The sequence below is a fragment of the Candidatus Methylacidiphilales bacterium genome, assembly GCA_030054035.1.
In the GTDB taxonomy this organism is placed as follows: Bacteria; Pseudomonadota; Gammaproteobacteria; order JASGCS01; family JASGCS01; genus JASGCS01.
Map to the genome: position 1 here is coordinate 19,435 of JASGCS010000009.1, position 19,080 is coordinate 38,514.

Below are 19,080 nucleotides of genomic sequence, written 5' to 3' on the forward strand. Positions count from 1 at the left end.
AACAGCGCAGTAATTATTAATTTACTGGTTTGAATTATTTTGGTTAGTGTTACTCGCTTTTTGTTTAGCGAGTAACCACCAAATAAAAAGTATTGGAACCCCAACTATCGGAATCCAAAAAATTACAAATTTAACCGCGACTAGTATTAAGCCACCAGCAAAGGTAAAAATTTTTATTTCAAGATATATTGATCTTACATAGCGTATCAATGCTTGTATTTTTGACTTACCCATTGTTATCTCTGAAGTTCTTTTATCGCATCTGGATAGCCTTGATTGGCGGCGACCTTGAGATATTCTTTAGCTTTGCTAAGATCTTGCGTGACCCCTACTCCTTGTTGGTACATAAGGCCTAGACTAAATAGCGCGTGGGGTTGTAATTGTTTAGCGGCGGCTTCGTAATAGTAAATAGCTTTACTTAAGTCAACTGCCACTCCTTTGCCTTGAGAATAAATAAATCCTAAAAAATCTTGTGCATCAGCATGTTCCTTTGCGCTTGCTTGTTCAAAGTACTCTTTTGCTTTTTGATAGTCTTGCTTCAAACCAAGTCCATTAAAGTACATCAGCCCTAAAGTAAACTCTGCAATTGGACTGTCTTTAATTGCAGCTAGCTCAAAGTATTCTTTGGCTTTACTAAAATTCTGTGGGGTGCCTTGCCCAATGTAATACATTAAACCAAGGTAGGTTAATGCCTGAACATTAAGTTTTTCTGATGCCTGTTCAAAATATGTTCGTGCCACTGCAAAGTCTTGAGGCACACCTTGTCCTAGGTAGGATAAAAATCCAAGATTCAGCTGCGCTTGTTCGTCTCCTTGCAAAGCGGCTCTTTTGTACCACTGCACAGCAATCTGGTAGTTTTGAGCTACGCCTTGCCCGAGCTGATACATTCTGGCAAGGTTGCTTTGTGCATGGGCGTTGCCTTGCGCCGCAGCAATTTCATAATGCTCACGCGCTTTGCTAAAGTCTTGAGATACTCCTTGACCTTGCGAATAAAGATACCCTAAGTAATCTCTCGCTTCACTATTGCCAAGCAGAGCTGATTTTTCAAACCACGAAAACGCAACCTTTGGTTGTTGAGCTACACCCTGTCCTTTAAAATACATCAAGCCTAAATTATATGGCGCAAGATTATCTCCCTGCGCAGCGGCCTGTTCAAAATAAGCTCTAGCTTTTTGAAAGTCTTGGCTCACACCTTGCCCATACAGATACATCAGTCCTAAATTGTTTTGGGCGTCAGTGTTACCTTGTGAGCTGGCTTGAATATAATAATCTTTTGCTACGGAAAAATTTTGAGAAACGCCTAACCCCTGCGCGTACATTAATCCAAGTTGGAATTGTGCTTTTGAGTTTCCCTGCAAAGCAGCTTGTTCAAAGTACCCTCTTGCTTTTTTATAATCTTGAGAAACTCCTAATCCTTGTGCGTACATTCTGCCTAAGTAAACTTGTGCGTTGGAGTTACCTTGTTTTGCTAATTCAATTTGAGTTTCAATGGACGAAGTGTCGTTTGCCAGTGCAGAGGTTATTAAAAAAATTGAAATGATTAATTGTAGCAACATTAATAAGGTATATTTTACTCATTTATACATTTTTATATTGTGTAAAATACAACAATACCAATACAGTTGAATCAATAGACAAACAGAGAATCAATAGGTGATAAAAAACTATAAAGGAATTATCATGTTAGTTACTTCAGTACTAGGGTGGTCATTAGGCACGGTATTTTCAAAAATGGCATTACTTGAAGGCGCCTCGGTATTACCATTGTTTGTTGTGCAACTAGTTACTAGTTTTATTTTTGTTGTACTATTTGTAATAGTATTTGAAAGGAATGGGCAAGACCACTCTAAACGATACTGGTGGTTAGGATTATTAGAGCCAGGGCTGGCATATTTAGTTGCCACCTATGGTCTAGCGCTCACCAGCGCGACAAATGCTGTAGTAATTCAATCCTCAGAAAGTTTTATGATCGTACTAATTGTTTTTATGGTATTTAAAAGTAGAATTACCATTATTCAGCTCGGCGCAGGCTGTGTGTTATTTATAGGAGCATTATTAGTATGTGTTCCTGATCTGAGCAAATTGTTACACCTTGATGAATATGGCAAAGGTGATTTGTTGATTTTAATCGGTACCTTTTGCGCGGCTTTATATGTTTCTTTGACTTCTAAAATAATTAAAGGCAATGTCATGCCTGGCCGATATATGATGTTTCAGTTGGGTGTGGCATTGGTAAGTTTAATCTTATTCGTGAGTATAGTTGATAGCCCATCTTTGTTTCAAGTAATACCTGCAATAAACAAATGGTCAATTGGCTCAGGAGTGCTCACCTTTGGAGTATCGTTTATTTTATATCTCTACGGAATGCGGTATACCTCGGTTGCAACCAGCGCATTTGTTTTATGTTTGACTCCAGTATTTGGAATAGTATTTGCCTTTAGCATCATCGGTGAAAAATTCCAAACCCTAGTAGCGTATGCTGGCTTTGGGTTAGTGTTGATAGGTATGTTAACCATGTCTTACGAAGAGAAAAGATTGGAAAAAATTAGTTAACATGTTAGGGGTGATTTTAGCAGGAGGTTCAGGAACTCGGTTGTGGCCACTCTCACGAGATGAGTTTCCTAAACAATTTTTAACCTTAGTGGGCAATTATTCACTCTTTCAAGATGCCGTGCTACGAGCTAAAACGATATGCGATACCATTATTATAGTTGGCGCAGTAGAGCATAAGTTTATCATTCTAGATCAGTTAAAACAAATCAAGCAAAGCGATACCTGCAAATTACTTTTAGAAAGTAATAAAAAAAATACCGCACCGGCAATAGTAACCTTAGCAAAAATATTACTGGGTGGTGCTTTCGCTGAAGTCCCGATGCTAATCTTGAGCGCAGACCATAGTATTGAAACCTCAGATAGATTTAATAGCGCTGTGATTAAGGCAGGGGAATTAGCTAAAGAAAATAAAGTAGTATGCTTTGGAATAGTTCCAACCCACGCCCATACTGGGTATGGTTATTTGGAAGTAGATGCGCATTCGGTAATTTCATTCAGAGAGAAACCAGATAAAGCAACTGCGGAATCTTTTTTAGCGCAAGGCTCATATCTTTGGAATGCCGGGATCTTCTGTTTTAGTGCAAAAACTTTAATCGCTGAAGCTACACAACATTGTCCAGATCTTCTCAATGAAATTTCAAAACTCTCTCTACCAGTAACGTTAGAAGCCATAACAATTTTAGAAAAGTACCCTAGTACTATGCAGACGATTTCTGTTGATTACGCAATTATGGAACGCACGAAGAACCTAGCGTATGTATCACTTCAAAATGCTTGGAGCGATATAGGGTCATGGGATGCGCTTACTGCGCAATTACCCCATAGCCAAGATAATTGTGCTATCGTTGGCGAAGTAATAAGCACAGATTGTCAACAAAGTCTTTTATATGCTACGAGCAAACCTATCGTAGCAGTAGGATTGCAGCATATCGCAGTCGTTGATACTCCCGATGTTTTGTTAGTAGCTTCTTTAGAAAAATCACAACAACTCAAGGCAATTGTAGAAACCGTAAGGGAAAAATATCCTAACCTCACTAGGGAGGCAAATACCACGCATAGACCATGGGGTACTTATACCATTATTCAAGTCGGAGAGGGATATAAAATAAAAAAGATCATGGTTTTGCCCAACCAAGCATTATCACTTCAATCGCATGTTCATAGAAGTGAACACTGGGTAGTTATTACTGGAGAGGCAACGGTTACTAATGGAGAAGAAATTCTCGTTTTGCGCGTTAATCAATCTACCTTTATCCCGGCAGGGAACAAACACCGTTTAGAAAATAAAACTTCGCAACCGTTGATACTTATTGAAATTCAAACTGGCAGCTATCTTGGCGAAGATGACATTAAAAGATTTGATGATAATTATAATCGGTAGCTAATAGTATTTATGAATATTTTAGTCATCGGCTCTGGATTGGTTGGTAAATTGTCAGCGCTAGAGTTAACCAAGCGAAACCATTCAGTACAAATACTAGCGAACCACTCCCAAAAAAATATTGCCAGTAGCAATGCAGCTGGGATACTCTTCCCACTGCAACCTCAACTGGCTTCGCAGCAGATCATTACCTATCTAGAGAAAAGCCATATTTGGTATGATTCCTTTGCATCTAATCTTTCACAACGCAGTAGAGCGCAACTACGGTATCGGCAAAGTGGCATGCGAGCCTTGCTTCAACCATTTGACACTACGCATAAGATTTTTCAGCACACCATAAAAGAGAATGGTATTTATTTTTCTAAAGGTAAAACCATTGATCCTAGGGGGCTCCTAACTACTTTAGATGAAGTATTGCTAGACAATAATGTCCAATCAATCAATGGTGAGATTAATCATGTCATAATTGATCATGATCGTATCTACGGAGTTTCAATAGGTCACACGGTACTAAGTGCAGATGCATATATATTTTGTCTGGGAGCTTGGACCTCTAGCTACCTACCTGCCATCCCTAAAGTTGTGCCAACCAGAGGTATATTATTACTCTGCTCATCAAACCATTGGCTAGTTGAAACCCCTCTGGTGTTTGACAACGGATACATTGTCCAACATGCTATCCATCAAGTAATCATTGGCACTACGAGTGAAGCAGTCAATTTTTCAACCCAGTATGACAACAACATCATTTCCCAACTTAAAAAAAATGCAGAAAAACATCTACCCTCAATTCAACAATTGACCGTAGATTCTATATTGCTAGGCTTTCGACCTACCTGTGATCAGATTCAGTGTGGCAGGCATCAAGACCTAGTCAATTGCTACTTACACTATGGGCATGGTGGGCATGGGGTAGCTTGTGCGCCAGCGAGTGCATGTGATTTAGCTGAGAAAATAAAGTAAATGAACTCAAAAGTTGACTCAAAAATTTGACTCAAGTGTTGTAAAATAAAAAAATATTATTTTAAAGTAAATTATTAGTAAGAATAAAAAAAGGAGGAAAAATGGAACATCAAGTTAAAATTACTAAAGAAAAGCTAGAACTTTATGCTAAAAGTATATATCGCTCCAGTGATACTAAGCTTTCAGATACAGCCAATCCTACTACTGAAAGTTGTGCTAATAATAATAAATCAAATTCAACTGAAAGTGACTCAAAAAAATTATTTGACGCAATGCCTGAGGGCATGGGCTTTATCGAGTTATTGAAGAATCTTCCTCCGGCAAAATAGGATACTTTCCTGTAGATAATGACAATAGAAGTAGTCACTTCTAATAAGTTTGGTATCGCCATAGCTAGTGAATGTCAGTTCATTACAAAAGGGAATTCCAAAACGCAAACGCCAGTGCATATTATCAGAGATAGTGCAAATAAAATATTTCAAATTCATAATAGCATTCCTATAGGTATTTTCTATACTGGGTCCTCAGCTATATGCGGTATTGCAATTGAACAAATCATTAAGGGATATAGAAATAGCAAATATCCAGATAGTCTTACAGACATAACGTTGGAAGATTATGTAGAAGGATACGCAAAATCATTTGTTATCTATTTGAATGAGTTAATTAGAGATGAAAATAAAATAATTGATAATGATAATGTACTTAATTATCTTAAAAAAGAAATTAATTACATTGAAAACATAGAAAATCAGAAATCTGAAACCACTTCTACAGATTGTTACGAATCTAAAGATCAAGAAAGTAATATCACTTATGAATTTATAAAATTAAATTATAGTAAATCTAAGGAGGAACTAAAAGAGGAACTAAAAAAAAGATTAGTCGGTATTGATACTAAAGATTTATATAAAAAAATAGAAGAAGTGAGTTTAGAGCGTTGTAGGAGAGCAGGACGCGCTAATGATAATGTGACAATTTATTTCATTGGATATGGAAAGAATGAAATATCTCCTACAAAAGTTTCAGTAGCTATTGAGGAGAAAAAAGAATTTAATATGATTGTAACAAGAAGAACTGACTCTGAGTATATAAAATCTTTAGAAGTATTTGGAAAAGACTGTCCTTCTGTCACTTTAAAAGAACCTGTATATAACCCAGATGAAATCAAACAGGGAATATTAAATCGAGTTTATGAAAGTGGTAATGCGCCTGACGATTATTCGACAGAACAATTGGCAAAGAATTTTTTTCAATATTTTGATATAAATTTAAAATTAATTATGAATCCCTATATTGATGAGATAAAAGAAAGAATTAAGAATATTGAAAATATGTCCCCAATGCAATTAGCAATTTATACAGAATCATTATTAGTTGATCTTTCTACTACTATTGATGAATACTGCTTTCCCCATACTATTGATGTTGTGTTAATAACAAAATACGAAGGTTTGTCATGGGTAAAAAAGAAATTCCAGTTTCAAATTAAGGACAAACATAAGTTTGTTAATCAATATCCTTAAAATAAGCTAACGCCATAGCACTATGGGCATGGCGGGCATGGGGTAGCTTGTGCGCCAGCGAGTGCATGTGATTTAGCTGAAGCAATAGGTCTTGAATAGAAAATATTTATCCATGATCTTGAGCGCTGTGTTCGGATACGAAGTATGTAGCGTAAGTAACTGTGTTAAGATGTCTTTTACGATCTAATTCAATCAAAAGATCAAATCCAACCAGAAAACCAAATCCAACCAGAAAACCAAATTCAAAATTATGGGCTCAAAACATACCGCAAACGATTTTTATACTTTAAGTTATCAGTACCCTTTAATTCATTCTCATTCTGAGACACTGGGTGCCGCATTTGTTGAGATTGAGATTTATAAAAATATAAATGCAAAGAACTTAAAAACTGTGAATGGGTACATAGTTCATATGAAACACAGGGTAGTAATCAATAACTTAAACCCTCAAGTCCAAGTGTTTAATGATAATACTGGCGCCTCCTATAATTATATTGGCGGTATTACTAACTCAATGCTCATCATACCAAATGTCGTCGGCGGTGTATTGCCAACAATCACCACGCTAAATGTGTATCCAAAAACTCTAAATGCCGCTGTTCAGACATCGGCAACAAATTCCAGCAGCTCTGGTAGTTCTTCATCTACAGAGTCTACCACTGGCTCTTCTGATTCTTCAACTAATAGTTTTAGTGCAGGAATTTCTGGGGGTCTATTTGGATTTATTCCTACTGGTAGTTTGGATTTAGGATATTCTGGTTCTTGGAGCAAAACAAGTTTTTCTCAGGATTCGACTGGAACAGGTAAATCATCTGATACTAGTGCTTCAGGTTCTGATTCTATGACGGTTAAAGATTGGTCTTGTGTGGCTAGAAAAAATTCAATTAATAATAGTATTATTTGGGAATGGTCTCAGATTTATCCTGTAGATATTATGCGATATTACGGCTTGAGACAACCAGATGGTGATTTTTTATACCTCCCTCCTAATGTTTCTGATAAATTAGTTACAACAGCAAATCCACTTGGGAACACTACAGATACTATATACTTACCACTACCTCCGAGTGACTTATCATTAAAAGGTGTGGATTTTGTACATAGAATTGCTTGGCAATTAGATTATCCGCCAGATGCTTTAAATAATGACCCCTTAAGTTTGCTAAGTTTTCTTCATAGCACCCAACTATGCCTAGTTACGCATGGAGTTGAATATAGTGAATTAAAAAATTGGGGGATTAGTTATTCTGATCTCACAGAGTTAAATGCCTTTGGCACTGACAACTTTAGTTTGCTGATGACTTCTTTGACGCCTATTGATACTTCCACGACTGAAATACCTGCTACGGTCAGCACTTCAGTGTTATCTCATATACGAAGTAATCAAGGAAATGCACAATGCCTGGTTTCACCTATTAACGATTTAGTTGTGCAGACTAATTCCTTTTCATTAATAAATGCAGAGCTAGCAGCACAGTTCTCATCACCATCCCCTACGATTACAATAAATTTTAAAATAGCAGATTTAGATACTAACTATGAATTATTCTTGCTGCATAGAGTTGATGGAAGCGATTCAATAAATCTAAACTGGACAGTAAATAATGTATATAGTGGTGTTCTTACAATTTCAAGCGATCTACATATGGGAGAAAACATACGATCTGCTATTACCTTAAGAAATTTATTAAATTTTGCTTCTACTAGCTATCTAGATTACCTCCTTGTAGGGTTTAATACCATTAGTGTTTCTGTTTCGCGATCTACAAACACTACTAGTTATAGTCTTACGGGCGTTTCAATACAGTGAGAAAACCAAGACCAGCTCCTAGCTTAAATTTATATGCCACTTGGTACTAGAAGAAAGGATAATTCTGAAACACTACAGCTTTCCGGACCGCCAGGTAATCGCCCCTTTCTTAATCTTGATCTTTCATTGTCCGAGCGCGAAAAGGTAGCTATTATCAATGAAGTTTTTGCATTTAATAAACAGGCACTAGCACAACAGTCAGGTGTTGGGTTAAGTCATCAAGGTTACTATTTAAAGAGTATTTCTCGGAGTTTTCAGTCAAAAGCGAGAATAAAAAACAATTTAAGCAATGACGATAAATTAGTTTTAGGAGTTTATGGAAGATTTGGACTTTATTTTAACAGAGGACTTCGTGTCAAACCTGGTACAGGCAACAATTCAGAAAGCCATGCAAAAGCTCTACTTGACTACACATTAGAAAATAAGCTTCAAGGTGAAATGCTTCCAGGCGAAGATCTATTAAGCGCTTTTGATAGATTAGTTCAAATAAAATTTATACCTAAAACTGGAACAATGTCAGCAGATAGAAAGGCAATATTACGGGATGAAAATAAAAAAGCATTAGCACGAAGTGGTGAAATCGGAGTTGCGCTTCAAGAATATGATTACTATGCAATAAATACCACATCATTGTTACTAGATCAGATAATTGAAAGAAATGCCGAATATTTTAATTCAGGAGAAACTTTATTTAGAGTTTCTAGAGCTAAAAGAGGTGTTTTTGCCAGCGACTCGGAAACTCGTAGTCCGGGTAATGCGTTAAATCCAAAAGTTCGTGTTACATTGGGAAGTATTTTGTATGAGCGTGGATTTATATCTACTTCTTCAGAAGCTGATTCTGTTCTAAAAAGATATTCTGATAAGAGTTTTGGAGGAGAAGGTGTAACACAAGGATCTTCTATTCCTACGGATGAGGAAGAGGTGTTGTTTGTCATTTTAAATAATGGGAGCGCTGCTGGAATTGATATTTCAGGGTTTAAATTTAATCAGGAAAATTTTCCTGTAAGTTCAGGAGAGTTTTTACTTAATCGAAATAGTCGATTTAGATTATTAGCAAGGACTATTCCCGAACCGGGCACAAGAAGAATCGTTGTAGTTTCAACTCTTGCTCATGAAAGTATTAGTCGCGACGCTCCAGTATATGATATATTTAATGGTAGCCGTTTTGAATCAGGTGATATAGATGACGCTATTTCAAATTTTAGAGAAAGAAGAACTCGTGATAGTTTATCTGATAAGGAAATTGCAGAAGCTTTTGAAAATAGAATTAAACCTCCAACAGATATAAGAGAAATAGTAAGGCAATTCGGGGAGGATGAGAACGCGCATTCTTCTGCCTCTGGCACTGATCAAAATTCAGATTTTGAAAAACTATTAGTCGCCGATCAAATACAAAATCAAGCAGATTCTTTTCTTGCAACAAATCCTGGAAACTTAGGAACTGCAACTGGAGGGTTGAGTTCTGAAACTTCAACTATTTCCTCAGAATCACCTACTGTAAATCCAATAGCTTTACAAACTAGCGAAACAAGTACTTTAAGTGAGGCCAGTGTTCAAGCTGAAGCGCTTGAAGGTGAAATTGAAGCAATTAGTGAATTGGCAGTTTTATAAAATAAAAAACAATTAAAGGATGGAGAAAACATGGCAAAAAATAACATAATTAGAGATTTTTATTCTTCTGAATATGATCAGATTTTAACTGATAGTAAAGGTGTAGTGTTCGGAAAATCTTATACTGTCTATGAAATTTACAAACAATCAAATGTAAGTAATCTAGAAAAGATTAATGGTTACATTGTTAATGTCAAACAAAGGATTGTAGTGCCTAATAATTCTTTTACACCTGGTGCGAGCAAGACCACTTCCTATCTCAACTATCCTGCGATATTACAAAATACTATTACTTTAAATCTTTCTAAAAATGCACAGGCTAAGGTTTTAAGTTATTCTCCTAAAACTTTGGATGTTGGGGTGTATTCAGATACTGTGACGACAGAAAACTCAACCGTGACTAGAAACAACCAAATAAATACTGGATCTAATACCAGTAATGTCAATAACTATGTCGTAGCTCTAGATGGGGGTTTTTATAATGATATCCCAATTGGAAATGTTTCCTTAAATTATTCGCAAGGTTGGAATAGCGAACATTTAAGAGATTATTCTAATGGTAAAAGTTCTCGGCTTCAAGGAAATTCATCTTCAGGTTTTTCTATGAGCGTTAAAGATTGGAATGTTATCGGATCCTTTGATCCTTCACAAAATATGATGCGATGGGTATGGGGGCAAGCTTTCCCATGGAACACATTGCTTTACAATCAACTAAATCCAGATGGAGTAACAATAGCGTGCCCTAGTTTTGTGGTGAATCGCTTAGTAGATGGCTCATTGCTCTTACCGCCAAGTGAACTTGCTATGTTTGGTTTAGATTTTACTTCGCGAGCAACCTGGCTGATAGAGTATCCAAATAATGTCGCTGTAAATACAGATGAAATTATAACAGTAACTCATCAAACCAAACGATATACTGCATCTCATGCAATGCAGAGTGGTACATTGATTTTATCTTTAGATAGTGATGATTCTGCAAGCGCAATGACTTACAATTCGCCAAGTATTAATCTGAGCCTCTATTCGCTAGCTCCACTTGATGTTGGATCTACAGTGGTAAACTTTTATACTGATGAATTTACCCTTGCACCTCAAAACCCAACAGATCAATTCCTAATTTCATCAAGGGATAATGATATTGTTATTAGTGGGGTAGGTTTTGATGCTAATATGTCATCAAGTCTATCAGACAACACTACATCAATACAAGTCCAATTTAAGATAGCAGATTCCTATAAGGATTATAGTATTGGTTTAAATCATGTAATACAATTAGCAGATCAAAGTCAAGTAGCATCTCTTAATATTAGTTTAATTGTAACAATAGGCACAGTTGAAAAAATATTTACGATTAATTCTATCGGACCTTCTCAATTAGTAATACCACTAAGAAGTATTTTTGACAATACCTCACTTGACGCACAGGACTTTCTTTCAGTCGGATTAAATGCTGTAACTATTTCCATAAATAATACAGGAACAACCCCAGTAACGTATAGTTTAAAATCTATTCTTGTAGGGTAAGTTAGGCAACACTTGATTTTTCTTGTTGATTGACTTCTAAAGTCTCTAAACATTTAAGTGCTACCAATATTATCAGACTTAAGGTGGTTAATCTCTGCTGACCATCAATAACAATATATTTTTTATTTTCAATGGTTTGAAGCACCAGGTATCCTAAATATTGAAGTGTCGTTAATGCCTTTCATGTATTTCAATCTCAATTACATTTTACAAGTTATTCTGCAATAAAAAAATAGGCTTACCAATTAATATGCAAACGCTGAAAAATATGATAGGTATGAAAGAATATAATATACTGGAATCATAAGCGAAGGATAATGTGGAAAGTATTTAGTCCTAGGAACTAATATGAATTTAGAAATCTATTATGCGAGAAGTAAAAAGCACTGGCGTGATTGGTTGGTGCGGAATCATATTCGGACACAATCAATTTGGTTGCGCTATTATAAAAAATCAATAAATAAACCTTCTCTTAGCTGGAGCGAAGCAGTTGATGAAGCGCTTTGCTTTGGCTGGATTGATAGCGTAAAGAAAACCTATGATAGTGAAAGCTATATCCAATGCTTTAGTAAACGCAAAGAAAAAAGTATCTGGTCAAAAATCAATAAGAATAAAATAAAAATATTACAAAAACAAGGACTTATATTTCCCGCAGGTTTAGCAGCAGTTGCAACTGCTAAAAAGAACGGTAGTTGGATTTTTCTTGATGAGATAGAAGAGGGAGTCGTACCATCTGACTTACAGAGCGCTTTAGAGAAAGCGAAACTTGTATCCCAGTTTAATCAGTTAAGCCCATCACTTCGTAAACAATACCTAGTGAGTATTAAATCTGCTCGGTTAGCAAATACGAGAATTAATAGAATACAATTAACCTGCAACTATTTGCAAAAAAATCCATAGATCACCTGAAATGAACATTGTTTGCAGAAATTAGTACAGTCCTTGTTATATACCTCATCTATGATTTGGTACAGTTTTAGGGGGTAAGGTCATTATCTATGTGATTGTGATTTTAAAATGTATTATAATTGTTATATCCCATCTAAAACTTATCGTAGGCCTAAACAATGTTCAAAAAATCACAGCTCTTTTCTGATCTTAGAAAATTATTTAAAATTAAATTATCTCATTTTGTTGTTTTTTTTATTTCATATATTATTATTTGTGCCGTAGGAACAAAAATACTTTTAGAGTTAAATAGAGAACCTGAAATATTTCCAAATTGTACTGATTCATTTAATGCAAAAATAAATAATAGAGGGGGGTATGTGCCTAAAAAAAGTGTTGCAGAAGTGTTACACAAGGGCATTAATATTTACAACATTGATGCAAGCGCACTGAAATCTATACCTTGTGGAGCATCTGGGATGGGTTACATTAACAAAGAGGGTGTCATTATTCTCCCATTTAATTACGAGAATGCACGTTCATTTTCAAAAGATGGAACAGCATTCGTTAAGCATAAGGATAAATGGGGGGTGATCAATACTAAAGGTGAGTTCATAATTTCGCCGAGATTTGAATTGATCAAGGACCCCTCCTTCAATGAAGGAAGAACTTTCAATGAAGGAAGAATTATCAATGAAGAAAGAATTTTCAATGAAGGAAAAATAGTAGGCGAAGGGTTTTGTCTGGGGGGCGACGACTGGGGCGACTGTACCTACATGGGGTATGTGAACTCAAAAGGTGAGATAACATTTCCCCCAAAATATTTATTTGTTTTTCGATTTAATCGATTTGGATTTGGAGTATATTATAATCATTTTGATTCTGAATATGCTCGTTTATTACATTATTCCTTGGGAGGCTTATTTACAGAAAATAGAGAGCTTGTTGAAATTAAATCTGGGCTCGTTAATGTTAATGGAGAAATTATCGTGCCAGCGATTTATGAAACTATACGCGAACTCTATACTGATGGAAGTTATATTGTAGTAGGTCAAAGTGAGAAAGATGGAACGAATAAATATGGATTAATTAATGTAAAAGGAGAAAAAGTATTACCTATTAAATACACGAGCATGTTGTTTTTTAGTAAGGAGCATATTCAGGTAAGTTTTGATAATGATTATAAAAAGGGAATTATTAATTGGAAAGGAGAGGAAATCATACCTCCAAAATATGATGTTGTTAATCCATTCTATGGCGAGTTGTTTTATGTAAAACTATTTGAGAAATGGGGGTTAATTAATTCCAAAGGAGAGGAAATCATACCTCCAAAATATGACGATATAAATAATATAAAAGAAGGGTATCTAGCAGTAAATAAAAACAAGAAATGGGGATTAATTAATTCCAAAGGAGAGGAAATCATACCTCCAAAATATGACGATATATATTCTATGAAAGAAGGGTATCTGGCAGCAAGTAAAAACAAGAAATGGGGATTAATTAATTCCAAAGGAGTGGAAGTTGTATCACCTCAATATGATTTGGTAAGCAATTTTAATAGTAACGGATTAGCTATTGTTAAACTAAATAATAAATGGGGTTATGTAAATGCTGAGGGTAAATTAATTTCACCGCTTAATTTTAATGCTTATGATTTTGCTATTAATTCAGATGGGGAATTAATACTTAAGCGTAATAATGCTAGCTATACTAATGTCAATGTCATATCCCCTTTAAATCATTTTATTAAGAGTAACCGGGTTTCTTATGATGATCCTGAATGCAATTTATTTTCAGGTTTAATTTATTGTTCATATTTTGAGATATCTGATTGTGAATATCACGCAAGGGGTGATTGGGCTCTTTATAATTCAGAAGGAAAATTATTGTTCAACAATAGTAATTTCTCAATACCAAGATCATCGCAGATACATAATTCAGAATTAATTCCTATTTATTTTAAAAAATGTAATAGCTAGTTAGTAACTATCATTGATGAAAAAGTCAACAATTGCCGTAAAATAAAAGCCCAGTTTTTTTGGACTTTAGTAGCCATGGTGTAATATCAAAACTTATGGGCACAAAACATACCGCAAATGATTTTTATACTATAAGTTATCAGTACCCTTTAATTCGTTATAATTCTGAGACTTTGGGTACCGAATTTGTTGAGATTGAAGTTTATAAAAATGTAAACGCATACCAAATATCGCCGGTGGTATAATTCCAACAATCACCACGCTCAATGTGTATCCAAAAACTCTAAATACCGCCGTTCAGACAGTGGCATCAAATTCCGCTAGTACTGGCAATTCTTCATCTACAGAGACTACCAGTGGCTCTTCTCAGTCTTCAGTTAATAGTTTTAGTGCGGGACAATCTGGGGGTCTGTTTGGGGCAATTCCTATGAAATTATAACAGTAACTTATCAAACCAAACGATATACTGCTTCTCATGCAATGCAGAATGGTAAATTGATTTTATCTTTAGATAGTGATGATACAGCAAGTGCAATGACTTACAATTCACCAAGTATTAATCTGTGCCACTATTCGCTAGCTCCACTTGATGTTGGATCTACAGTGGTAAACTTTTTTACTGATGAATTTACCCTTGCACCTCAAAACCCGACAGATCAATTCCTAATTTCATCTAGTACAATTAACAGATCAAAGTCAAGTAGCATCTCTTAATATTAATTTAATTGTAACAATAGACACAGTTGAAAAAATATTTACGATTAACTCGATTGGACCTTCTCAATTAGTAATACCACTAAGAAGTATTGTTGACAATACCTCACTTGACACACAGGACTTTCTTTCAGTCGGATTAAATGCTGTAACTATTTCCATAAATAATACAGGAGCAACCCCATTACTGTATAGTTTAAAATCTATTTCTGTAGGGTAAGTTAGGCAACACTTGATTTTTCTTGATCGCTGACTTCCAATGTCTCTAAACATTTAAGCGCTGCCAATATTATCAGACTTATCTAGTAATATGCAAACGCTAAAAAATATGATAGGTATGAAAGAATATAATATACTGGAATCATAAGCGAAGGATAATGTGGAAAGTATTTAGTCCTAGGAACTAATATGAATTTAGAAATCTATTATGCGAGAAGTAAAAAGCACTGGCGTGATTGGTTGGTGCGGAATCATATTCGGACACAATCAATTTGGTTGCGCTATTATAAAAAATCAATAAATAAACCTTCTCTTAGCTGGAGCGAAGCAGTTGATGAAGCGCTTTGCTTTGGCTGGATTGATAGCGTAAAGAAAACCTATGATAGTGAAAGCTATATCCAATGCTTTAGTAAACGCAAAGAAAAAAGTATCTGGTCAAAAATCAATAAGAATAAAATAAAAATATTACAAAAACAAGGACTTATATTTCCCGCAGGTTTAGCAGCAGTTGCAACTGCTAAAAAGAACGGTAGTTGGATTTTTCTTGATGAGATAGAAGAGGGAGTCGTACCATCTGACTTACAGAGCGCTTTAGAGAAAGCGAAACTTGTATCCCAGTTTAATCAGTTAAGCCCATCACTTCGTAAACAATACCTAGTGAGTATTAAATCTGCTCGGTTAGCAACTACGAGAATTAATAGAATACAATTAACCTGCAGCTATTTACAAAAAAATCCATAGATCGCCTGAAATGAACACTGTTTGCAGGAATTAGTACAGACCTTGTTATATACCTCATCTATGATTTGATACAGTTTTAGGGGGTAAGGTCTCTGACGATAGGGTATGCTTAAAGTGTCAATCTAAATTGCTGAACTATGTCATGTAAAATATTATTATGAAATATTACTTAGAGATTAAAGTAATTGGCAAAGAAAATGGGGCTGAGATTACACCTGAAACCACAGATATTACGGATCTTAAAGAGATACTAGATGTTGCAACTAAGTTGTTTAATAATAGTAAACTGCGCATCTCTTATATTCCAAAAAAAGGATCTGCTTGTCATCAGTTTCATGTACAGGATAAATCAGCTATTGAAAAGACTGATTTAACTATTGCCAAAATCCTATCATGTAATTCTGTAAATAATTCCTATGATTCAATCTTAAAATTGCAAAAAAAAGCGAAAGATAAGCTATTAAGGTATGAAATCAGCACATCATTGCAATCCGACAAACCGCTGATAATTAGCCAAGACACTAATTATATTCTTGAAGATAAAGAATGGGTTGATGCTGATTTGTATCTATATGGAGAAATAAATATATTAGGTGGTCTGGAGAAGCATAAAATTAATATTAAAACCGATACCTACGGTAATGTGGAAGTAAATGCAAAGAAAGAAGAGATTGACGGAATTAGCAAACATCTATACAAAACCACAATTGGCTTAGGGGTGCATTGCAAATTATCTTTAACAGATGAGATAAAAGACGCAACGCTATTTGAAATTATAGAATACGATCCAAAATACGATGAACAAGAGTTTATAGAGTCAGTTAAAAAATCAACACCACATTGGGCTGATGTGCCTGATGCGGTGGAATGGGTAAAAAAACTCAGATCTGGTTAATTATTAAATATTGGAATCCATGGAAAGTAAAAACATACTTTTAGACACTAATTTTTTAATATATTTAAACGATAGTACTAGTAAATATCACGAAAACGCTAAAGGGTATTGGGAATATTATCTAACGAATAATTTTACAATTTATTTATCTACAATTGTTATTGCCGAGTATTTGGTAAAGGGAAGTTATCAAGACTTAAAAATAAATAAATGCAAAATATCTACATTTACCATTGCACACGCACAACAATTTGGAAATATCCAGTCAGAATTTGTTAATGATCAGATTCAGAATGTAGATAAAACGAAAGGGAAAGATCAAAAAGCAAGACAATTTAGTGTTGATCGTATGATTTATGCTCAGGCTGTGGTACTAGAAGCTAATATTATCACAAATAATATTAGTGATTTTAATTTAATTTCTAATAATAATAATAAGATAAAGATAATTGATTTAAGTATTGAATATGGTAATACTTACGGAGTCTTATTCTAGGTCATGAATACCACTGATATTGCGTGAGACTATTTGCAAATCAAACAATAAAATAGTTATCACCAAACGCTAATCAGGCTAATTCTCTTCTATATTTTTAATGGTAATACATAAATGATAAGTGAGATAAAAAATCACTTCTAAAGTTGTTAAGATTAGTAAGCTACGGTATACTAGGTGTATGAAAGAGAAATCTAAAGAAAAGATTATAAATGAAAACACCAGTGCCAATGAAAAGGCAGAATTGCATCGCACTATCTGGCAGATCGCAAACGACCTTCGCGGGAGTATAGATGGCTGGGATTTTAAACAATATGTGCTAGGCTTTTTGTTTTATAGATTTATTTCAGAAAATATCACCAGTTATATAAACAATCAACAAAGAAAATTAAAAGAACAAGCCAATTTTAATTATGCTTCAGTATCCGATGAACAGGCAACTAAAGGGAGAAAAGCTATCTTACAATCAAAAGGTTTTTTTATTTTACCAAGTGAATTGTTTGCAAATATAAAAGCAAGCGCAAGCGATGACAGTAACTTAAACACTACTCTTCATAGGATATTTAAAAATATAGAAAACTCTGCAAAAAGTTTTGAAAGTGAAGATGACATGAAAGGATTGTTTGATGATATTGATGTTAATTCAAATAAATTGGGCAACACCGTTGAAAAAAGAAATGTCTTGCTTTTAAAATTATTAAACGCTATTGGAGAATTAAAATTAGGTGACTTTAATGATAATACCATTGATGCTTTTGGTGATGCGTATGAATATCTAATGACCATGTATGCCTCCAGTGCAGGTAAATCAGGCGGTGAATTTTTTACCCCCCAAGAAGTGAGCGAGCTTCTTGCAGAGATTGCTACCATAGGAAAAAAGGAAGTAAATAAAGTCTATGACCCCGCTTGTGGTTCAGGCTCATTGCTTTTAAAGTTCGCCAAAGTTCTCGGAAAAGATAATGTTCGAAATGGATTTTATGGCCAAGAAACCAGCCTAACTATCTATAACCTGTGTCGTATCAATATGTTTCTGCATGATATTAATTTTAATAAATTTAATATCGCTCACGGCAATACGCTTATTGACCCAAAACATTGGGATGATGAACCCTTTGATGCCATTGTTTCCAATCCACCATATTCAATAAATTGGGAAGGTGATTCTAATCCACTGCTTATAAACGATCCGAGGTATTCTCCTGCAGGAGTGCTTGCCCCTAAAAGTAAGGCAGACCTTGCTTTTACTATGCACATGCTTCATTGGCTTTCACCAAGCGGAACAGCTGCTATTGTTGAGTTCCCTGGAGTTCTATATCGTGGTGGCGCAGAGCAAAAGATTAGAAAATATTTAGTTGATAATAATTATATAGATACTATATTTCAACTCCCTCCTGACTTATTTTATGGCACAACTATCGCCACTTGTATTTTAGTATTGAAGAAAAATAAAACAGATAACAAAATATTATTTATTGATGCCTCAACCGAGTTTATTAGAAGTGGCAATAAAAATAAATTATCAGATGAAAATAAAAATAAAATCCTAGAGACCATTAAAAAAAGAAAAAATATAGAGTACTTCGCAAAAATAGTAGATAACAAAGAAATAGCAAAGAATGATTTTAATCTTTCTGTTTCTAGCTATGTAATCCAAAAAGATACGAGAGAAGTAGTAGATATAGAAGTATTAAATAAAGATATTGAAAGAATCGTTAAAAGACAAAATGAATTAAGAACAGCGATTGAAAAAATAGTCAAAGAATTATAAAAATAAAAT

At 34.7% G+C, this 19,080-nt stretch carries 19 protein-coding genes; 15 read left to right on the forward strand and 4 right to left on the reverse strand.

What is annotated here, in order from left to right:
• Positions 1–21: 21 nt before the first annotated feature.
• Both QM538_06340 and QM538_06345 read right to left on the reverse strand, forming a co-directional pair.
• Positions 22–234, reverse strand: coding sequence for a hypothetical protein (locus tag QM538_06340; protein ID MDI9348106.1), 213 nt, complete (start codon positions 232–234; stop codon positions 22–24).
• 2 nt (positions 235–236) lie between these two features.
• Positions 237–1,556 (reverse strand): SEL1-like repeat protein, encoded by a 1,320-nt coding sequence (locus QM538_06345; protein MDI9348107.1) that lies wholly within the window; start codon positions 1,554–1,556, stop codon positions 237–239.
• 124 nt (positions 1,557–1,680) lie between these two features.
• Between QM538_06345 and QM538_06350 the strand changes: the two genes are divergently transcribed.
• The 8 genes from QM538_06350 (at position 1,681) to QM538_06385 (ending at position 11,368) form a co-directional block, all read left to right on the forward strand.
• On the forward strand, positions 1,681–2,553 hold the full coding sequence (locus QM538_06350) for a DMT family transporter (protein ID MDI9348108.1): 873 nt from the start codon (positions 1,681–1,683) through the stop codon (positions 2,551–2,553).
• 1 nt (position 2,554) lies between these two features.
• Positions 2,555–3,934 carry a mannose-1-phosphate guanylyltransferase/mannose-6-phosphate isomerase gene (locus tag QM538_06355; protein MDI9348109.1) on the forward strand — a complete coding sequence of 460 codons (1,380 nt, stop codon included), beginning with the start codon at positions 2,555–2,557 and terminating at the stop codon, positions 3,932–3,934.
• Positions 3,935–3,946: 12 nt separating this feature from the next.
• The gene (locus QM538_06360) at positions 3,947–4,897 is read left to right on the forward strand and encodes an FAD-dependent oxidoreductase (GenBank protein ID MDI9348110.1); all 951 of its coding nucleotides are present in this window, start codon (positions 3,947–3,949) and stop codon (positions 4,895–4,897) included.
• A gap of 101 nt (positions 4,898–4,998) precedes the next feature.
• On the forward strand, positions 4,999–5,226 hold the full coding sequence (locus QM538_06365) for a hypothetical protein (protein ID MDI9348111.1): 228 nt from the start codon (positions 4,999–5,001) through the stop codon (positions 5,224–5,226).
• Between the two features lie 18 nt (positions 5,227–5,244).
• Entirely contained in the window at positions 5,245–6,423 is a 1,179-nt protein-coding gene (locus tag QM538_06370; GenBank protein MDI9348112.1) for a hypothetical protein, read from the forward strand.
• A 250-nt stretch (positions 6,424–6,673) separates the two neighbouring features.
• Positions 6,674–8,233 (forward strand): hypothetical protein, encoded by a 1,560-nt coding sequence (locus QM538_06375; GenBank protein MDI9348113.1) that lies wholly within the window; start codon positions 6,674–6,676, stop codon positions 8,231–8,233.
• A gap of 33 nt (positions 8,234–8,266) precedes the next feature.
• Positions 8,267–9,844, forward strand: coding sequence for a hypothetical protein (locus QM538_06380; protein MDI9348114.1), 1,578 nt, complete (start codon positions 8,267–8,269; stop codon positions 9,842–9,844).
• A 30-nt stretch (positions 9,845–9,874) separates the two neighbouring features.
• Entirely contained in the window at positions 9,875–11,368 is a 1,494-nt protein-coding gene (locus QM538_06385; GenBank protein ID MDI9348115.1) for a hypothetical protein, read from the forward strand.
• A gap of 1 nt (position 11,369) precedes the next feature.
• Here QM538_06385 and QM538_06390 read toward each other — a convergent pair whose 3' ends face one another.
• Positions 11,370–11,516 (reverse strand): DUF262 domain-containing protein, encoded by a 147-nt coding sequence (locus tag QM538_06390; GenBank protein ID MDI9348116.1) that lies wholly within the window; start codon positions 11,514–11,516, stop codon positions 11,370–11,372.
• Positions 11,517–11,716: 200 nt separating this feature from the next.
• Between QM538_06390 and QM538_06395 the strand changes: the two genes are divergently transcribed.
• The 3 genes from QM538_06395 to QM538_06405 all read left to right on the forward strand — a co-directional run bounded on the left by QM538_06395 (position 11,717) and on the right by QM538_06405 (position 14,483).
• Positions 11,717–12,268 (forward strand): YdeI/OmpD-associated family protein, encoded by a 552-nt coding sequence (locus QM538_06395; protein MDI9348117.1) that lies wholly within the window; start codon positions 11,717–11,719, stop codon positions 12,266–12,268.
• Positions 12,269–12,435: 167 nt separating this feature from the next.
• Positions 12,436–14,238 (forward strand): WG repeat-containing protein, encoded by a 1,803-nt coding sequence (locus QM538_06400; protein MDI9348118.1) that lies wholly within the window; start codon positions 12,436–12,438, stop codon positions 14,236–14,238.
• A gap of 95 nt (positions 14,239–14,333) precedes the next feature.
• Positions 14,334–14,483, forward strand: coding sequence for a hypothetical protein (locus tag QM538_06405; protein MDI9348119.1), 150 nt, complete (start codon positions 14,334–14,336; stop codon positions 14,481–14,483).
• Between the two features lie 535 nt (positions 14,484–15,018).
• Here the strand turns inward: QM538_06405 and QM538_06410 are convergent.
• On the reverse strand, positions 15,019–15,225 hold the full coding sequence (locus tag QM538_06410) for a hypothetical protein (protein ID MDI9348120.1): 207 nt from the start codon (positions 15,223–15,225) through the stop codon (positions 15,019–15,021).
• Between the two features lie 135 nt (positions 15,226–15,360).
• Here QM538_06410 and QM538_06415 point away from each other — a divergent pair, with 135 nt between their 5' ends.
• The 4 genes from QM538_06415 to QM538_06430 all read left to right on the forward strand — a co-directional run bounded on the left by QM538_06415 (position 15,361) and on the right by QM538_06430 (position 19,071).
• Positions 15,361–15,912, forward strand: a complete 552-nt coding sequence (locus QM538_06415; GenBank protein MDI9348121.1) for a YdeI/OmpD-associated family protein — start codon at positions 15,361–15,363, stop codon at positions 15,910–15,912.
• Positions 15,913–16,069: 157 nt separating this feature from the next.
• On the forward strand, positions 16,070–16,807 hold the full coding sequence (locus QM538_06420; protein ID MDI9348122.1) for a hypothetical protein: 738 nt from the start codon (positions 16,070–16,072) through the stop codon (positions 16,805–16,807).
• A 19-nt stretch (positions 16,808–16,826) separates the two neighbouring features.
• On the forward strand, positions 16,827–17,303 hold the full coding sequence (locus tag QM538_06425) for a hypothetical protein (protein MDI9348123.1): 477 nt from the start codon (positions 16,827–16,829) through the stop codon (positions 17,301–17,303).
• Positions 17,304–17,484: 181 nt separating this feature from the next.
• Positions 17,485–19,071, forward strand: coding sequence for a type I restriction-modification system subunit M (locus QM538_06430; protein MDI9348124.1), 1,587 nt, complete (start codon positions 17,485–17,487; stop codon positions 19,069–19,071).
• Positions 19,072–19,080: the final 9 nt, after the last annotated feature.